Origin of the sequence: Viridibacillus sp. NPDC096237, from assembly GCF_050278625.1 — a bacterium.
Lineage (GTDB): Bacteria > Bacillota > Bacilli > Bacillales_A > Planococcaceae > Viridibacillus.
This window is the reverse complement of the sequence record NZ_JBNNTI010000003.1, coordinates 36,145-53,219: the sequence shown is the minus strand read 5'-3', so window position 1 is coordinate 53,219 and position 17,075 is coordinate 36,145. Positions and strand designations below refer to the sequence as shown.

Genomic DNA, 17,075 nt, shown 5'->3' with positions numbered 1-17,075 from the left:
TATAATTATAATTCTTGTCTTAAAGCTTGGATCACATCAATTTTTGTGGCCTTACGTGCCGGTCTCCAGCCAGAAAGTAATGCTACTCCAATACTAATAGCTGAAGCTACAAGTATTAGTTGCCAAGGAATATCTGAGAATACAATATCCGCTTCTTGGAATTGCTTTGAATCAGTAGCCATATCAATAATAATTGGCAATAGCCAGTTTGATAAGAAACTAATACCGTATGATATAACAATTGCAATCGCTGTTCCTAAAATACCAATCCAAGCACTTTCCATTAAGAATAATCGCTGGATCAATTTCGGACTTGCCCCAATCGCCTTCATGACCCCAATTTCACGAGTACGCTCAGTAACGGCCATTGTCATTGTATTGAAAATACCAATAGAAGCAATTAATACAGCAATCGTCCCTACAAAGATTAAACCTACTTTAAATGCTAAGAATATAACATTGATATCATCTAATTGCTCAGTAACTGAGTAAACACTTAAACCTTTATCCTTCAGTTTGGCTATTACACCTTTTACTGCTTCTAAATTCGTCGCATGTACTTTTATCTCCGGATAGAACATTTCTTTTTCAGCTTTTATGTTTTTCGAATCTTTTACAGATGCCTTATAAATATTATAAAACTCGCCTTTTAGTTCATGACTAAATAGTATCGTATTTTTAATATCCCAATCTTTTGCCGGTTTTTCTGATACACCAACCACTTTGAATGTTAACTCTTTATTAATTGCCTTATCATTATCATAATCTTGTAGTTTTACTGAAATTGTTTTACCTACTAGCGATTCCTTGTAACCAAGTTTCTTTGCTTGCTTAGTAGAAGTTGTGTCATTTTCTGCAGATTTCTCATATAACTTTTCCTGCTCTTTCAACTCTGCTTTCGATAATAAATTCTCTGCAAAATGATAACCGACTACAATTTCATCAGATTTTTGAGGTAGACGACCTTCAGATAATTTACTCCCGACCTTTTCTTCGTTATCAAATTCAGTCATGTTTACTGGTACGCTATTTGTACGTTCCTCAAATTTCACGTTAGCCGATAGTTGAGCATTTGTTTTTTCAACCACTGCTCTGACATTCTCCATTTTTCTAATGGCATCTACATCGATTTTCTTTTGAGGATCTCCGTGTACCTCAATTTCTGTCAATTTTTGATCTGTTAAGATTTCTCTTTCCATCGACCCTTGTAAACCAAAACCGATGGATGCTAATACAATTAAAAACGCACATCCCATAGTAGTTGCTAAAACAGTTGTAAACACACGTAGCCTATTTTTCTTTAAGTGTTGTCTAACAAAATCTACTTGATCCTTAAATAACATATTACAATACCTCCTTAACTAATTCGCCATCGTGCATTCTAAATTTGTGATGTGCTATATTAGCCACTTCTTCATCATGTGTAATAATGACAAACGTTAAATTCAACGCTTTATTAAGGCTTTGAATAAGGAGTAAAATATCTTGCTCTGTTTCTGAATCTAAACTTCCTGTAGGCTCGTCCGCTAATAATATGGGTGGATTAGTTACCAATGCACGGGCAATACTAACACGTTGTTGCTGTCCACCTGATAATTCATTTGGATAATGATCTGAAACGTTCTCAAGTCCAACTTGTTGTAATAGTTCTTTCACCTTAACTTTACGCTTTGCCGACGTGATACCTTTAATTTTCAGTGGTAATTCAATATTTTCAAATGCCGTTAAACCGGGCATCAATTGAAAATTTTGAAAGATAAAACCAAAATTTTCTAATCGAAACTGTGCATGGGTAACCTCACTCATAGATGCTGTTTCTTGACCGTTGATAACAATTGACCCATGCTCAGGTGTCATAAAACCAGCGATAGTATTTAGCAAGGTCGATTTACCAGATCCACTCTTACCAACAATAGAAACTATTTCTCCTTTTGCCACATCGAATGATAAATCCTTCAACACAGGTACTTTCTTTTCTTTTCCTTTTTTTCCTATAGCAAATGTATGACTCACATTTTTTATTTCTATCAATTTATTTATGCCCCTCTCCACTTACTTACTGAAATTAAGTATACACGTAGATTCTTAAGGAAATAGAAGGGTAAAGATGAAGAAATTCTTAAGATTAGATATAGTGGCGTTAAGATAATCATTTTTATTTTTATAGAAGCAAACTTTTTGAGGGACTTCCCAGTCAAAGTATTGTAGTGTTTTCGCGATACGCTATATTTTTGAAGGAGTTAAATAAGTCATGACTAAAGAAGAAAAATACAAGCTTGTAGAAGCATTTATAATAGAAAACCAACACTCTTATTACCGACTAGCCTTTACCTATGTCAAAAATAAAGAAGATGCGCTAGATATCGTACAGGAGAGCGTTGTTAAAGCACTCAAATCAATTGATTATATAGAACAAATTGAATATATTAAAACGTGGTTTTACCGTATTTTAATCAATACATCCCTAGATTATATAAAGAGAAACAAACGAACAATCGCCTCTCCAGATGAAATACTAGATTTTCATTTACCAAACCAAGAAAATGAATTACATGATTTAGATTTATATGACGCCATTGATTATTTACCCATAACATACAAAACCATTATTATCTTGCGCTTCTTCGAGGATATGAAAATCGATGATATTGCCGAAATGCTCGGGGAAAATAGCAACACAATTAAAACAAGGCTATATGCCGCATTGCGTAAGCTACGCATAGAAATGAAAAAGGATGTGGAATCATGAGTAAAATTAACGACACCAAAAAAAAATTCGACAATATTGAAATTCCTGATGAACTAAATTTTGTTGTCCAAAAAGCGATAAAGGAAGCTAACCCAATGAAAAACAATAAACGAAAAACAATAAACCCTATTAAAAACTTTGGTTTAGGGGCTGCAGCTGCTGCAGTATTATTCGCAGGTAGTGTAAACATCAGTCCAGCCTTTGCACAATCAATGACTAACATCCCTGTCTTGAACTCAATTGTCAAAGTTATCACAGTAAACGAATTAGCTGATGGTAATAACAATTCACAAACCAACATTTCAACTCCTCAAATTACAGGCCTTGAAAACGAAGAACTAGAACAAACATTAAATTCTAAATACGAACAAGAAAATGCTAAACTATATGCACAATTCAAAAAAAATATGGCTAAAATTGAGGAACAAGGCGGAGGACATTTGGGTGTAGATGCGGGCTACAAAGTATTAACAAATACAGAAGATTTACTTTCAATTAGTCGTTATACTGTCGAAACACAAGCTTCCAGCTATGAAACAATTCATAACGATACAATAGACAAAAAGAATGAATTACTCATTACTTTACCAAGTCTATTCAGAGATAATACTTATATCGATACTATCTCTACTTATATTAAAGATGAAATGCGCAAACAAATGGATGCAGATGTTGAAAAGAGCTATTTCATCGCAGGAGAATCAGAAGTGAACGATGGTTTTGATAAAATCAAAGCTGATCAAAACTTCTCTATTACAAAGAACAATGAACTTATTATCTACTTTGATCAATTTGAAGCTGCACCAGGCTACATGGGTGCTATAAAATTCAAAATCCCTACAAGTGTTATACAAGGAAATCTTGTGAGTAATCACTATATCAAATAGTAAAAAGCCTTGCACTCAGCAGTTGTTTCCTCTGCTGCCGTGCAAGGCTTTTTACTGTTGAATTTTAAAATTGAATCATCTTCACTGGATCTACGATTTCATCGAATTGTGCTTCAGTTAGTAACCCTGTTTCAAGCGCTGCTTCTTTTAGTGTCAGCCCGTTTTTATGTGCATGCTTTGCTATTTTAGCCGCATTTTCATAACCAATGTGTGGATTTAGCGCTGTCACTAGCATAAGCGAATTTTTTACAAAATGGTCTAGTTTTTCTTCATTTGCTTCTATACCTACTAAACAGTGTTCGTTGAAGCTGCGAATGACATCACTTAACAAATGCACGGACTGCATGAAGTTATAAAGAATAACTGGTTTAAATACATTGAGTTCGAAGTTCCCTTGACTTGCAGCAATACCAATTGTCACATCGTTGCCCATAACTTGCGTCGCAACCATCGTCACAGCCTCACATTGTGTCGGGTTCACTTTTCCTGGCATAATAGAACTACCTGGTTCGTTTTCAGGAATCGTTATTTCGCCAATCCCACTACGCGGTCCACTTGCAAGCCAGCGTACATCGTTGGCAATTTTCATCAAATCTGCTGCTAAACCTTTTAAAGTACCGTGTACGTGAACCATTTGATCATGGCTTGTGAGTGCATGAAATTTGTTTTCAGATGATACGAAAGGAAGTCCTGTTTCTTCATCTAAAGCTTTAGCTACTCGGTCACCGAATCCAGAAGGTGCGTTTATGCCAGTCCCTACTGCTGTACCACCAATTGCAAGCTCTAGCAAATGTGCTTTACTTTCTGTAATCATTTGCTCCGATTTCTCAATCATATGCAACCAACCGCTAATCTCTTGACCAAGGGTTAAAGGCGTAGCGTCTTGTAGATGAGTACGTCCGATTTTAATAGTCGTCTTAAATCGTTCAGCTTTCGCCTTTAGCGTTGTTTTTATTTCTTGTAATGCCGGCAATAAATCATTCGTAACAACAGTAACAGCTGCAATATGCATAGCTGTCGGAAACGAATCGTTAGAGCTTTGGGATTTGTTAACATCATCGTTTGGATGAAGTATTTCTTCACTACCCTGGTTTTGCAAATATGAATTTCCAAGGTGAGCGATAACTTCATTTACATTCATATTCGTTTGTGTACCGCTACCTGTTTGCCATACGACAAGTGGGAATTCTTCATCCCATTTCCCCACTATAATTTCATCAGCTGCATGGGCAATGGCATTCGCTTTATTTTGAGATAAATTACCAAGTTCAGTACTGACAGTAGCTGCTGCTTTTTTCAGAAGCGCATACGCATAAATAAATTCAATTGGCATCTGTTCTGTACCAATTTTAAAATTTTCCTTACTACGCTGTGTTTGAGCTCCCCATTTATGTGCTGATGGTACTTTTATTTCTCCCATAGAATCATGTTCAATACGATAATCCAAAATCATCCATCTCCCTTGCTTTTCTACGAAATTTATTACCTTTCTATTATTTATGATAACGCTTTCTTTTCGAAATGTCTTATGTGCTGTTTGTGGTAAAGAAAAACCTTGTATAAAAAAATACATATACAAGGTTGATTGCTACTATCCAGCTGGCATTGGTGTTGGCGTTGGTTTGGCATAACCTTCTTTATAAGCTTCATCGATTACTTTACGAATCTCTTTTAGTGACTTACCCTCTTGCGCCATTTTAATTGATTGGATGGCAATTTCTACGCAAGCTACACATCGTGTTCCATGGTCGTCCCAAACAATTGAGCCATCTTCTTTTACTTCTTTGACAAAGCAATTCATATTGCTTTTATGGCCAGCACTTTCTCCACAACCACAATAACAAGGAATCCATTTTAGAATCTCTGTAGCTTGTCCTGTTGCTTTATAAACAAGCTTCAAATCTTCAGATTGTTTATCTAAAAAGCTGGGTAGAACATCTGCTGAAGCTGTTGTCTCTTGTATATCACCATTGGTTGCAGTGTGTTGATGTCCTGACTCTTCATTGTGTTGTTCTTGTTTTACCGGCTCATCTGCCTTGTCTTCACCACTACTGCAAGCAGTCAATAACATAGAACTAGCTAATAATAACGTAAACCATTTAAATTTCATTACTAATAACTCCTTCGTATCTTTTCCCCTATTGTACCTTAATAAGTTTTAAAACTTGTATGACAAATAAACAACATTATTATTAGGTAGTAGACTATGTTATTTGATTAGTCAGTTCCTATTTAGTTTATACATAAAAAGCTGACTCATTTTCATGAGCCAGCCCTTTCATTTAAACTTCTTTTTTTGGCTCAACAACTGCAGTTGCAGTTGACTTACTTTGAATTTCATCTGCCAATCGTTCGATACTTGGACGAATAGTACCTTTACCTGAATAATTTTCTATTAGCTCTTTCATATCTATTCCTGATGTTTCTTTAAGAGATTCTTGTAAAGTAGACATTAAATTTGTTGCGTAAGCAGTAACTTTATTGGCACCGCCGCCACCTTCTCCACCGCCAGTATCAACGACTGTAATTTTGTCAATATTAGACAGCGGGCTAGCAACCTGTTTAGCGTATTCTGGCATCATATGGATAACCATATCAAGCACAGCTGCTTGGCCGTATTGCTCGAATGCTTCGGCAATCTTACGTTTTGCTTCCGCTTCTGCAAGACCTTTAAGACGGATAATATCTGCTTCTGCTTCACCTTGCGCACGCTCTGAATCTGCTTTTGCAAGACCATCTAAACGTACCTTTTCTGCATCGGCTTTCGCTCTTGCTTCAATGCTATATTTCTCTGCATCCGCCTGTGCTAATTGTTTCATTTTATCAGCTGCTGCGTTTTGCTCTATTGCATAACGATCAGCATCAGCTTTTTTCTTCACTTCAGAGTCGTATTGTTTCTCACGGCGAAGAATCTCTTTTTCTTCTAATTCAATTTGTTTTTGACGCTCAATGATTCGAACTTGCATTTCTTGTTCAGTTACTTCTTGTTTTGCACGTGCTGCTTCTAATTCGTAAGCTTGGTCTGCGCGAGCTTTAGCAATATCTTGCTCACGGCGGAATTCAGCCACTTTTAATTGGTTTTCTTTTTCTGCTTCTGCAATCTCAGTTGCACGTTCAAGTTCTGCTTTTTGAGCCTCTTTATCTGACTCAGCACGTTTAATACGTGTCTCTTTTTCGGCTTCCGCTGTTGCAATGTCAGCATCGCGTCTTACTTGTGCAATTCTTGGCTTACCTAATGAATCGAGGTAACCATTTTTATCACGTACATCCTTGATTGTAAATGATACGATGATTAAACCCATTTTCGCTAAATCTTGTGATGCAACACGTTGGACTTCTTGTGAGAATTTATCACGGTTTTTATAAATCTCTTCAACTGTCATAGAACCTAAAATTGAACGTAGATGCCCTTCTAAAACTTCCTTCGCCTCATTTTCACGTTCTTCTTTTGGTTTTCCTAAAAACTGTTCTGCTGCTGTCGCAATTTCAGAAATTGAACCACCAATTTTGATGATAGCAATACCATCCGCCATTACTGGAACACCTTGCTCTGTATATACTTCAGGTGTAGTGACTTCTAGTTTACTAGATAATAAGCTTAGTGGTTCTGCTTGTTGGAATACAGGGAGTACAAATGTACCGCCACCACGAATAATTTTAATTCGATTTCCTGATTCGTCTGTATGTACATTTTTTGACCCTAAATAACTACCTGTTACGATGAGTGCTTCATCTGGACCTGCTGTCCGATATTTTGTTACGTAAACACCGATAATTGCTAATAATATGAAAGCTACGATGCCAATTACGACTAATAACCCTATATTTCCGAAATCCATTTCATTTCCCCCTTTAATCTATTCTGAAAACATTGGTTCATATGCTCTGACATATACTGTGCCTTCTTTTACTTCTACTATAAGAACCTGTTGATTATACTCAACTTCTTCATTATCAAAACCTACAGCACGTTTTGAAATTAAACCATTAACCGTTTCAATAACAACCTCGCCGAACCCATCAATAGGAATAGGTACAATCACCTTCCCAATTTGTCCAGCCAATGACTCATCTGTATACGCCATTGATACTTCCGCTGATTTTAATGGCAATAAAATAAAGAAATAAAGAAGAACACTTAATACGGTAGAGATAATTGTTGCAATTAAGATGATCATGATACTAGAAAATGCCGTTAAACTTTCAAAGATGAAACCAATTGCTGCAAAGAATGTCAGAAAAGAAAGAATAACCGCTGGATTAAAAAACGGAATACTTTCTCCAACCCCATCAATCACATCTCCAAAAAATAAAAATAAGACCATGCATACTGCAAAAATTATTAGGGAATATAAATATACTTGTTGGATTGCTATACCAAACAGTTCTATTAGACTCACCTCTCATACTTATGTTATTTTCCTTACAATACGTTATACGGTTAAATAGCAGGAAAGTTTCATTTTTTTCAAATAATTAACACATTTTTTATATAAATATTACTAATATTACAGGAATGTAAATTTTAGTCGAAATCATGTAAATAATGTGGGGATTCCTATGGCATTTTGTTATGATTGTGTAGCGTCAAAAGAGATTGATAAGTTGATATTCAACCTAGGAGGATTCACATGTTTAGCTCAAAAAAACAAGACCCTTTTTTTGCGTCGCTGTTGAAAATTGCAGAAACAGTTAATGAAGCTGTACATTATGCAAATGACTTTAAAATTACAAGCATCGCAGATTTAAAAGAGCTTAGCGTATCATTAAAACAGTATGAGACCGATGGAGATAAATTAATTCATGAATTAATTTTCATGTTAAACAAATCATTTATGACACCGATCGAACGTGAAGATATATTGGAATTAGCTGTACGTATGGATGATGTTCTTGATGGTATTGAAGGCTGTATTGCCCACTTTGAAATGTTCTCATTAACAGAGGTAGACGACTATATGCGCGACTTCCTTAAATACATCGTGAAAAGTACAGATGAAATAGTCGCAGCTATGGGACATTTAACAAATAAAAAACTGATCGATATGCGTGATCATTCCATCCTTATTAAAGACTATGAACGCAAATGTGATGAAGTTCTTCGCACATCTATTAAACAACTATTTTTACACGAAAAAGATCCTATTCGCATAATTCAATTCAAAAATATTTATGAACAACTTGAAGAAGTAGCTGATTACTGCCAAGATGTTGCAAATACAATGGATACAATCATAATGCGTAACGCCTAGGAGATGTAGATATATTGGATACTGTTCTATTTTTAACCATTCTAGTTGTAGTTTTCGCATTATTATTCGACTTCATTAATGGTTTTCACGATACTGCAAATGCTATCGCAACAGCTGTTTCTACACGTGCATTACCCCCTCGTGTAGCTGTCTTAATGGCTGCAACTATGAACTTTATAGGTGCAATAACATTTACAGGCGTAGCAAAAGCACTTGCCAAAGATATCGTTGATCCTTTTGCAATTGATAATGGTGTTGTAATTATTTTAGCTGCTTTACTGTCCGCTATTATTTGGAACTTAGTAACTTGGTATTATGGTATTCCATCTAGTTCATCACACGCTTTAATCGGCTCTTTAGCTGGTGCAGCAATTGCTGCTGCAGGTTTTGCTGCATTGAACTATGAAGGTTTTATTAAAATCATTAAAGCATTAATCTATTCACCATTTATCGCCATCATTGCTGGTTTTATCATGATGTCCCTTTTCAAAGTGTTATTCAAAGACTTAAACTTGTACCGTACGAATAAGGGGTTCCGTAGACTACAGATTTTCACTGCAGCAATACAATCTTTTACCCACGGTACAAATGATGCACAAAAATCAATGGGTATTATTACAATGGCTTTAATCGCTGCTGGTTTACAAACTGGTGACGATATTCCAATGTGGGTACGTATCGCAGCTGCAACTGCAATGGGGCTAGGTACATCTATTGGTGGTTATAAAATTATCAAAACAGTTGGCGGTAAAATTATGAAAATCCGACCTGTTAACGGAGCAGCCGCTGATTTAGCTTCTGCAGCTGTTATTTTTGGTGCTACACAGCTTCACTTACCCGTAAGTACAACACATGTTATCTCTACTTCTATTATGGGGGTTGGTTCGGCTCAACGTGTGAAGGGTGTTAAATGGGGCGTAGCAAGAAAAATCGTTATTACGTGGATTATCACTTTACCAACATCAGCAATAATGGGAGCAGCTATCTTTTTTGTTCTCAACTTATTTTTCTAATATCTACCTTAAAAGATTTCCATCCGTTATCGGATGGAATCTTTTTTTATGCAGTAAAACTTTTGATTGATTAACGACAAAATACGACAGAATGTTTTACACTAATAATAGAGAGTTGTTTGAGAAAGGTGGTACATAAATTTGCAAAGCTTATCTCGGTTTATAACAAAATATTATAAATTAATCGCTACAGTTTGGTGTGCATTATTCATCATTTTCGCATACTTTGCTGTTCAATTACCCGGGCAATTGCAAGGAGATGGATTTAAGGTTAACGGGGACCATCAAGAGGTTATGGACGAATTGACAGAAGAATTTGGTTTGCCTGCTGAAACTATATTTGTCGTATTTGATAAAGTCAAAAACAAAGATATTAAAGCGACCTTACAGAAAATCGAAGAGGTAGAGGAAATCGATTCCATTCAATCTCCTTTAAACGTCGCTAATCTTCATAAAAAAAATATCTCCTATGCCATTTTAAATTTTGATAATACCGTAGAGGATATGTCAGTTGTCGTAACGAAAATAAGAGACAATATAAACGGTAAGAAAGGAGTTACTATTACAGGTGGATCGGTAATTTCATCGGATCTTAACACAGCCAGTCAAAAGGATTTAGCTAACGCCGAAGCAATCGGATTACCTATTGCTGTAATTGTGTTATTACTAGCATTCGGTAGTGTTGTCGCTTCCATTCTACCAATTGTAATTGGGATTATTACTGTCGTATCCGCATTTGGCATACTATCTATGTTGAGTGGACAATTCGATTTATCCATTTTCATCATGAATATTATTCCTATGCTCGGACTAGCTCTCAGTATAGATTTCGCATTGCTATTTATCAATCGCTATCGGGAAGAAAGATTGCAATCAACAATTGAACAAGCTGTGCAAACAACGATTCAAACAGCGGGTCGATCAATTATCTTCTCTGCATTCTGTGTCATGATTGGTCTCGGTGCAATGATTGTTATTCAAGTGGAAATCTTTCATAACATCGCACTTGGTGGCACAATCGCGGTTTTCCTAGCAGTTATTGCTTCATTAACGTTGTTACCTGCAAGCATATTGCTATTGGGTGATCGCTTAAATAAATGGACCATTATTCGGGTGAAACCGAACAGCGTATCACGTTGGCACAGTTTTGCTACAATGGTCATGAAACATCCAGTAATAGTTGCCATTATTTCCTTGATTATCTTAGGAATAGGCGTTATCCCTGTGAAGGATATGAAACTAACTATTCCACAAATGGATGCTTTGCCAACCTCATATGATGCACGCACTTCTTTTGAGAAGCTACAAAAAGAATTTGATTTAGGCAATAACTCCACAGTTTATCTATTAGCAGAACGTGAAGATGGCTGGGATTCTAAAGCCGGTTTAAATGAGATCTTAGAGTTACAACAAGTATTACAGAAGGATGCTTTAGTACTCGATGTAAAGACCATTTTTACGGAATCCAAAATCAATCGCGTAGATGTTTGGCAACAAAGCATGAAAAACCCTTCTGCTAGCGAACAACTAAAACCATTGCAAGAAACATTTATCCATGACAAACAGTTATTTATACCAATTACACTAGATGCTAAAGGAGCTTCTACAAAAGCACAAGATTGGGTACGGAAGTGGTCGGATAAAGATTTAAACATGAACTTTAAACTTGGTGGAGAAGCTAAATTTAATCAAGAAATTTTCGATGAAATTTCAAATAAACTCATCATAGCCTTATCCATTATCATAGTTTCAACATTCTTTATTCTAATGCTTGCATTTCGTTCTGTATTAATTCCGATAAAAGCTATTTTAATGAATATAATTGGATTATCATCAGCTTTTGGGATTCTCGTTTATATCTTCCAATATGGAAGTTTTGGAATAGAGGAAGGGACAATTGTATTAATCATACCTGTTATTACGTTCTGTCTTGTATTCGGCTTAAGTATGGACTATGAAGTATTCCTTATTTCAAGAATTCAAGAAGAGTATGAAAAAGGTGTGAGTAATACGCGCGCTACAATTGACGGACTTACTTCTACAAGTAAAATCATTACATCTGCTGCATTAATTATGATTGTTATTACTGGAGCTTTTGCCTTCACTGATGTAATGCCCGTGAAGCAAATTGGAGTCGGTATAGCTATAGCAATCGCTATAGATGCTACGATTATACGTTTAATGCTTGTACCAAGTCTGATGAAATTATTAGGTGACTGGAACTGGTGGATGCCGTTCCAAAAGAAAAATTATAAATAAAAAAGAGGAGACCTGTTAATAACCCGGTTTCATCAGACTGTAGATAAAATCGGAGAAATTCGAGTTTATCTACAGTTCTTTTTTATATTTTAATTTCTGCTACTGTAGACGCTTTCTGGGGCGGACGCCACCTCTGCTCCAATCAACTACATGTAATAAAAACAAATTTTTTGAGGTAATAGAAAGTGATGACAAAAATTAATTCTGAAAGAGATAAATTGAAATGATTGTTTGGTCTTAAAAAAATGTCCATGCAGGCGGTTCTTACTTTTGCTGCTATGAATTTAAAGAAACAACCAATTGGACTTAGCAAAGTCCCAAAATGGAATAAAAGAGGATCTACAATAACCAAAATAGATATAAAAAATGACATTCAGTATGTCGACAAAAGCATTCTGAATGCTTTTGTCGACATACTGAAGCAACCTATTAATAATCAGGTTGCCTTAAAAATGATTAGCATACCAAGTTTTTGCTGCTTTTAATTCATCATGTGTTAATTGATGACCGTAATCGCTCCAATATACTTCCACTCCTGCCCCAGCAGCTGTTAATAACCCTTCTAAATCTTTTGATTCTTGAGGAGGGCACATATAATCATTTTTACCAGCACCAATCCAAACTGGAAGCTGTGACAATGCCGGTACTTTAATGTCTCTTCTTGGAACCATTGGATGATGCAAAATAGCGCCTTTCACAATTGGCCCATTATGAAATAACAAACTACCTGCAATGTTTGCACCATTTGAATAACCGATTGCTACTACATTATCGCGATTAAAGCTATATTGCGTTGCTGCATCATCGATAAACTCAGCCAATTCTTTTGTTCGTACCTCTAAATCAGCCATATCAAAAACGCCTTCTGCTAAACGTCTAAAAAAGCGTGGCATTCCATTCTCTACAACATTTCCTCGTACACCCAAAAGTGAAGCAGTTGGATCAATCTCTTTTGCTAAAGCAATTAAATCATGCTCATTACCACCAGTACCATGCAGTAATAACAACGTTGGTTTACTATCATCAGTACCTTTAATAAAAACATGTTGCATGGAGAATCCCCCTATCTATGTTCACAATTAACATCTTGAATTCGAGATAATTATAGATTGAACAGTATTAGGAGTCAATGAATATGCTTTGGAACCTTGTGTAGGGTGATTCTTATAAAATAATTGAATTGAGAGTACAATCAATATAGCTACAATTATCACGACACTTATTAATGCAATAACTGTTTTTTTGCCAGACATAAAATTCCCTACTTCCTTTAGCATTCCTTTGCGAGAACTATCCGATCTCGACATTGTATGCAGTTTCCAAAAATTTCTTCTTTACAATTCTTTGTAATATAATTATGTTCAATTTGGATCAAGCGGAATCCACATTTTTAATACAGCGCCAGTTGACCGATGCTATAGTTACCAATTGCAATTAGAATTGACGATGACCACTAGCTATCGATTCACTAATGGCGTTCTGGACAAGCGACTTACCGAAGATATGTCCTTGTCACTTTTTTTGCTATAGCAACGGTCATTCTCTCAATAGTTTCTGTATTATGAGGCAACAAAACGACCACCCACCATACTCGCGATATAACATTACCACCACGATTATATTGTGCAATCATGTGCTCAGACGGATCAAGTCTATTAGTGATCGTTCAGTTATTGCAAATAAACGCTATGTTAGCATCATTTTTTAGACGGTTTAAAGCCTTCAGAATATAAATAGTTTTCCGCATCATCTTGTGTTCCGAAACTTTCTTCTAAATTGAAGCCATGATAAACATTCCAGAAAGGATCTTCTTCTACTAATAGAAGTTGGTCGTCATTACGGTTACGCCAACTTTGTTCAATTCTTACTTCAGGAACTACTTCATCAACTTCAGATAGATACGTAAGGGAATCTTCAATAATTTCACGCAGCTCTTGCTCAGAGAAATCACGAATATTTACTAGACCACGGTCATCTGCTTTATAGCGTAGTAAATCTCCTACGTAAACAAAACCATTACCGTTTGGATGTAATTTTTCTATTACAATTTTTTTCTCATATTGGCTACCATCAAAGTGATAATTTAATCGTTTCATCGAAATTTCTTTACGTGTTAATTGAGGGAAACTTTCGATGATCGCTTGTTTTTGTTCAAATGTTAACATAATTAACTCCTTTTTCGTTTGCATTCATCTTTTAGTATAGCATTTTTTACTCATCAATTCGCTTTATAGCAACATCTTGTCCATCTTTAGTTAATAAAAATACATCTGGGTTTCTCATGGTTTTCCAACCTGTGAAACCAAAATCCGGATTGTATTTTGTGATGAGTAAGGATAAAATATTGCCATGTGAAATAATTGCGGAATCCTCAATAGATGACTCGAATAATTCTTCAATCAATTGTTCAATTCGTGTGACTGCTTCTTTGCTTGACTCTCCACCTATGTATTTCAAGTTTTCATCAAGAAAGGTTTGTTCCAACTTTTCAATCCAATCATCAAAATTTTGTGCACTTAATATGCGTTCAGTTAACCTTTCATCTTGTTCAATTTCTATTTGCACTTTCTTGGAAAATGGTTCTATTGTTTGGATTGCTCTTGTAAATGAACTAGAAATAATTCTTTTTATATCGTATTGCTGTAATCTCTCCGCTAACTTTTTAGCCTGTTCAATACCCTCAACTGTTAACGTTGCCTCTTCTTCTTGACCCATAGCCTTACAATGGCGAATAATATAAATTTTCTTCATTAACAATCCCCCACTCTTTTGAATAATATTATATAGCATTGACATACTATTCGGACAATATTATAATCACAAACAACAATAATTGAAACAAAGACAAGGATTAGTAGAGAATGGTCTGTTTTTAAAGAGAGAGGATTGATTGCTGGAAGATCCTTATTAACAGCTTCTTGAACCTACCTTTGAGTTCATCATTGAAAAATGATGCGGCGACAGTCGTTAACATGTTCGAGAGTAGAGCTTCGCTTTAAATAAGGGTGGTACCGCCGTAATGGGTCCCTTATTTAAGGCGAAGCTTTTTATTTTTTGGAAGAGGTGTTTATAATGGCAAAACAATTTGTAAAAGATGTAACAGCAATGGATGAAGATTTTGCACAATGGTATACAGACGTTGTGACAAAAGCTGATTTAATCGATTATTCAAGCGTTCGTGGTTCTATGATTATCCGTCCATATGGCTATGCATTATGGGACAATATCAAAAATGAGCTAGATGCAAAACTAAAAGAAACAGGTCATGAAAATGTCTATATGCCTCTATTCATACCTGAATCTCTTTTACAAAAAGAAAAAGACCACGTTGAGGGATTTGCACCCGAAGTAGCATGGGTTACGCATGGTGGAAATGAAAAATTACAAGAGCGCTTAGTTGTACGTCCAACTTCAGAGACGCTATTTTGCGAACACTACGCTAATATAATTCATTCTTATCGTGATTTACCAAAGCTTTATAACCAATGGGCTAATGTCGTACGTTGGGAAAAAACGACACGTCCCTTCTTACGTACACTTGAATTTTTATGGCAAGAGGGACACACTGCTCACGCTACTCAAGAAGAAGCTCAAGAAGAAACTTTACGTATGTTAAATGTATACGCTCAAATTTGTGAAGAGTACTTAGCAATTCCTGTATTAAAAGGTCAAAAAACAGAGAAAGAAAAATTTGCAGGTGCTAAATCAACCTACACAATCGAAACACTAATGCATGACGGGAAAGCACTACAATCTGGAACATCTCATAATTTTGGAGATGGTTTTGCACGTGCATTTGATATTAAATATCTTGATAAAGAAGGAAAACAACAATTTGTTCATCAGACATCTTGGGGTTTCACGACACGTATTATTGGTGCACTTATTATGGTTCATGGCGATGATCGTGGTCTAGTTGTTCCTCCACGTATTGCGCCAACACAAGTAATGATCGTACCAATTGCTCAACATAAAGAAGGCGTTCTAGACTTTTCTTATGATTTAAAAGAACGTCTAAGTAAAGTGGCACGAATTGGTATTGATGCCAGTGACAAAAAACCTGGTTGGAAATTCAATGAGTACGAAATGAAAGGTATTCCGTTACGTCTAGAAGTAGGACCAAAAGACATCGAAAATAATCAAGTGGTTTTAGCTTGTCGTGACTCCGGAGAAAAAATTATCGTGCCAGTTGATGAAATAGAATCAAAATTACCATCATTACTAGAAGAAATTCAAAATAATTTATACAATAAAGCGCTAGATCATCGTGAAGAAAATACATTTACAGTTCAAACATATGATGCATTCAAAGTTCAACTTGAGGAAAAACAAGGATTCATCAAAGCTATGTGGTGTGGTGATCAAGCTTGTGAAGATAAAATAAAGGAAGAAACAAGCGCAACTTCGCGTTGTATACCATTCGACCAACAACAAATCTCAGAAACATGTATCTGCTGCAACAAACCAGCAGAAAAAATGGTCGTATGGGCAAAGGCATATTAAATGCTGAAGGCGCTCGTCCAGCTGCGAGGTCGTTGGAAGGCGGAAGCCAAAGTCGCTCTTAGACTTTGAGCGCCCGGCTGAAACGACCCAAGCAGCTAGCGCCTGAAGCTGGATATCTCACTTAAGGCTGAACACGCCCGTATAGCTGCGACTGCCACTGGAGGGCTCGAATCAAAAGCATCACTCCAGCTTTTGTCCGAGAGACCGAAGTGACCAGAGCAGCTGGCGTGTGAAGCTGGATATCTCACTTAAGAAAGGCAACCTAAGATCGCGACGTCCTGTCGCAACGGTTGCATGACCAACATCCTGTTGGCCCAAGGCGCTCGTCCAGCTGCGAGGTCGTTGGAAGGCGGAAGCCAAAGTCGCTCTTAGACTTTGAGCGCCCGGCTGAAACGACCCAAGCAGCTAGCGC

The 17,075-nt window shown here is 36.3% G+C and carries 15 protein-coding genes and 1 other annotated feature; of the genes, 6 read left to right on the top strand and 9 right to left on the bottom strand.

Features of this window, described 5'->3' with window-relative positions; translation table 11 throughout:
- Window positions 1-5: 5 nt before the first annotated feature.
- Complete coding sequence (locus ACQKMD_RS04045) at window positions 6-1,343, bottom strand: ABC transporter permease (RefSeq protein WP_427749704.1); 1,338 nt, start codon at window positions 1,341-1,343, stop codon at window positions 6-8.
- Window position 1,344: 1 nt separating this feature from the next.
- Window positions 1,345-2,031, bottom strand: a complete 687-nt coding sequence (locus tag ACQKMD_RS04040) for an ABC transporter ATP-binding protein (RefSeq protein ID WP_427749703.1) — start codon at window positions 2,029-2,031, stop codon at window positions 1,345-1,347.
- A 220-nt stretch (window positions 2,032-2,251) separates the two neighbouring features.
- Here ACQKMD_RS04040 and ACQKMD_RS04035 point away from each other — a divergent pair, with 220 nt between their 5' ends.
- A complete protein-coding gene (locus tag ACQKMD_RS04035) occupies window positions 2,252-2,749 on the top strand; it encodes a sigma-70 family RNA polymerase sigma factor (protein WP_427749701.1) in 498 nt (165 codons plus the stop codon).
- On the top strand, window positions 2,746-3,636 hold the full coding sequence (locus ACQKMD_RS04030) for a DUF3298 domain-containing protein (RefSeq protein WP_427749699.1): 891 nt from the start codon (window positions 2,746-2,748) through the stop codon (window positions 3,634-3,636). The genes ACQKMD_RS04035 and ACQKMD_RS04030 overlap by 4 nt, the downstream gene beginning before the upstream one ends.
- A gap of 64 nt (window positions 3,637-3,700) precedes the next feature.
- Here ACQKMD_RS04030 and fumC read toward each other — a convergent pair whose 3' ends face one another.
- From fumC to ACQKMD_RS04010, 4 genes are all read right to left on the bottom strand, one after another.
- Entirely contained in the window at window positions 3,701-5,083 is a 1,383-nt protein-coding gene (gene fumC, locus ACQKMD_RS04025; RefSeq protein ID WP_427749698.1) for a class II fumarate hydratase, read from the bottom strand.
- A 144-nt stretch (window positions 5,084-5,227) separates the two neighbouring features.
- Complete coding sequence (locus ACQKMD_RS04020) at window positions 5,228-5,746, bottom strand: PCYCGC motif-containing (lipo)protein (RefSeq protein ID WP_427749697.1); 519 nt, start codon at window positions 5,744-5,746, stop codon at window positions 5,228-5,230.
- Window positions 5,747-5,918: 172 nt separating this feature from the next.
- The gene (locus tag ACQKMD_RS04015) at window positions 5,919-7,475 is read right to left on the bottom strand and encodes an SPFH domain-containing protein (RefSeq protein WP_427749695.1); all 1,557 of its coding nucleotides are present in this window, start codon (window positions 7,473-7,475) and stop codon (window positions 5,919-5,921) included.
- Between the two features lie 18 nt (window positions 7,476-7,493).
- Entirely contained in the window at window positions 7,494-8,027 is a 534-nt protein-coding gene (locus ACQKMD_RS04010) for a hypothetical protein (RefSeq protein ID WP_427749869.1), read from the bottom strand.
- Between the two features lie 240 nt (window positions 8,028-8,267).
- On the opposite strand from ACQKMD_RS04010, the gene ACQKMD_RS04005 reads away from it, so the two are divergent.
- From ACQKMD_RS04005 to ACQKMD_RS03995, 3 genes are all read left to right on the top strand, one after another.
- Window positions 8,268-8,888 carry a DUF47 domain-containing protein gene (locus ACQKMD_RS04005; RefSeq protein ID WP_427749693.1) on the top strand — a complete coding sequence of 207 codons (621 nt, stop codon included), beginning with the start codon at window positions 8,268-8,270 and terminating at the stop codon, window positions 8,886-8,888.
- Between the two features lie 14 nt (window positions 8,889-8,902).
- Window positions 8,903-9,901 carry an inorganic phosphate transporter gene (locus ACQKMD_RS04000; protein ID WP_427749691.1) on the top strand — a complete coding sequence of 333 codons (999 nt, stop codon included), beginning with the start codon at window positions 8,903-8,905 and terminating at the stop codon, window positions 9,899-9,901.
- A 141-nt stretch (window positions 9,902-10,042) separates the two neighbouring features.
- On the top strand, window positions 10,043-12,160 hold the full coding sequence (locus tag ACQKMD_RS03995; protein ID WP_427749689.1) for an MMPL family transporter: 2,118 nt from the start codon (window positions 10,043-10,045) through the stop codon (window positions 12,158-12,160).
- Window positions 12,161-12,606: 446 nt separating this feature from the next.
- Here ACQKMD_RS03995 and ACQKMD_RS03990 read toward each other — a convergent pair whose 3' ends face one another.
- The 3 genes from ACQKMD_RS03990 to ACQKMD_RS03980 form a co-directional block, all read right to left on the bottom strand.
- Window positions 12,607-13,212: an alpha/beta hydrolase gene (locus ACQKMD_RS03990; RefSeq protein WP_427749687.1), complete on the bottom strand. Its 606-nt coding sequence runs from the start codon at window positions 13,210-13,212 to the stop codon at window positions 12,607-12,609.
- Window positions 13,213-13,857: 645 nt separating this feature from the next.
- Window positions 13,858-14,325, bottom strand: coding sequence for a hypothetical protein (locus ACQKMD_RS03985; protein WP_427749685.1), 468 nt, complete (start codon window positions 14,323-14,325; stop codon window positions 13,858-13,860).
- Window positions 14,326-14,371: 46 nt separating this feature from the next.
- Entirely contained in the window at window positions 14,372-14,911 is a 540-nt protein-coding gene (locus ACQKMD_RS03980) for a histidine phosphatase family protein (protein ID WP_427749683.1), read from the bottom strand.
- An 81-nt stretch (window positions 14,912-14,992) separates the two neighbouring features.
- Window positions 14,993-15,192: a binding site (T-box leader), on the top strand.
- 40 nt (window positions 15,193-15,232) lie between these two features.
- On the opposite strand from ACQKMD_RS03980, the gene proS reads away from it, so the two are divergent.
- Window positions 15,233-16,663, top strand: a complete 1,431-nt coding sequence (gene proS, locus ACQKMD_RS03975) for a proline--tRNA ligase (RefSeq protein WP_427749681.1) — start codon at window positions 15,233-15,235, stop codon at window positions 16,661-16,663.
- The last annotated feature ends 412 nt before the right edge of the window (window positions 16,664-17,075 follow it).

Excerpts from the sequence above, each read along its gene's own strand:
- ACQKMD_RS04045 (WP_427749704.1), bottom strand. The coding sequence starts at position 1,343 with ATGTTATTTAAGGATCAAGTAGATTTTGTTAGACAACACTTAAAGAAA.
- ACQKMD_RS04005 (WP_427749693.1), top strand. The coding sequence starts at position 8,268 with ATGTTTAGCTCAAAAAAACAAGACCCTTTTTTTGCGTCGCTGTTGAAA.
- ACQKMD_RS03985 (WP_427749685.1), bottom strand. The coding sequence starts at position 14,325 with ATGTTAACATTTGAACAAAAACAAGCGATCATCGAAAGTTTCCCTCAA.
- ACQKMD_RS03990 (WP_427749687.1), bottom strand. The coding sequence starts at position 13,212 with ATGCAACATGTTTTTATTAAAGGTACTGATGATAGTAAACCAACGTTG.
- ACQKMD_RS04015 (WP_427749695.1), bottom strand. The coding sequence starts at position 7,475 with ATGGATTTCGGAAATATAGGGTTATTAGTCGTAATTGGCATCGTAGCT.
- ACQKMD_RS04035 (WP_427749701.1), top strand. The coding sequence starts at position 2,252 with ATGACTAAAGAAGAAAAATACAAGCTTGTAGAAGCATTTATAATAGAA.
- proS (WP_427749681.1), top strand. The coding sequence starts at position 15,233 with ATGGCAAAACAATTTGTAAAAGATGTAACAGCAATGGATGAAGATTTT.
- ACQKMD_RS03980 (WP_427749683.1), bottom strand. The coding sequence starts at position 14,911 with ATGAAGAAAATTTATATTATTCGCCATTGTAAGGCTATGGGTCAAGAA.
- ACQKMD_RS04030 (WP_427749699.1), top strand. The coding sequence starts at position 2,746 with ATGAGTAAAATTAACGACACCAAAAAAAAATTCGACAATATTGAAATT.
- ACQKMD_RS04020 (WP_427749697.1), bottom strand. The coding sequence starts at position 5,746 with ATGAAATTTAAATGGTTTACGTTATTATTAGCTAGTTCTATGTTATTG.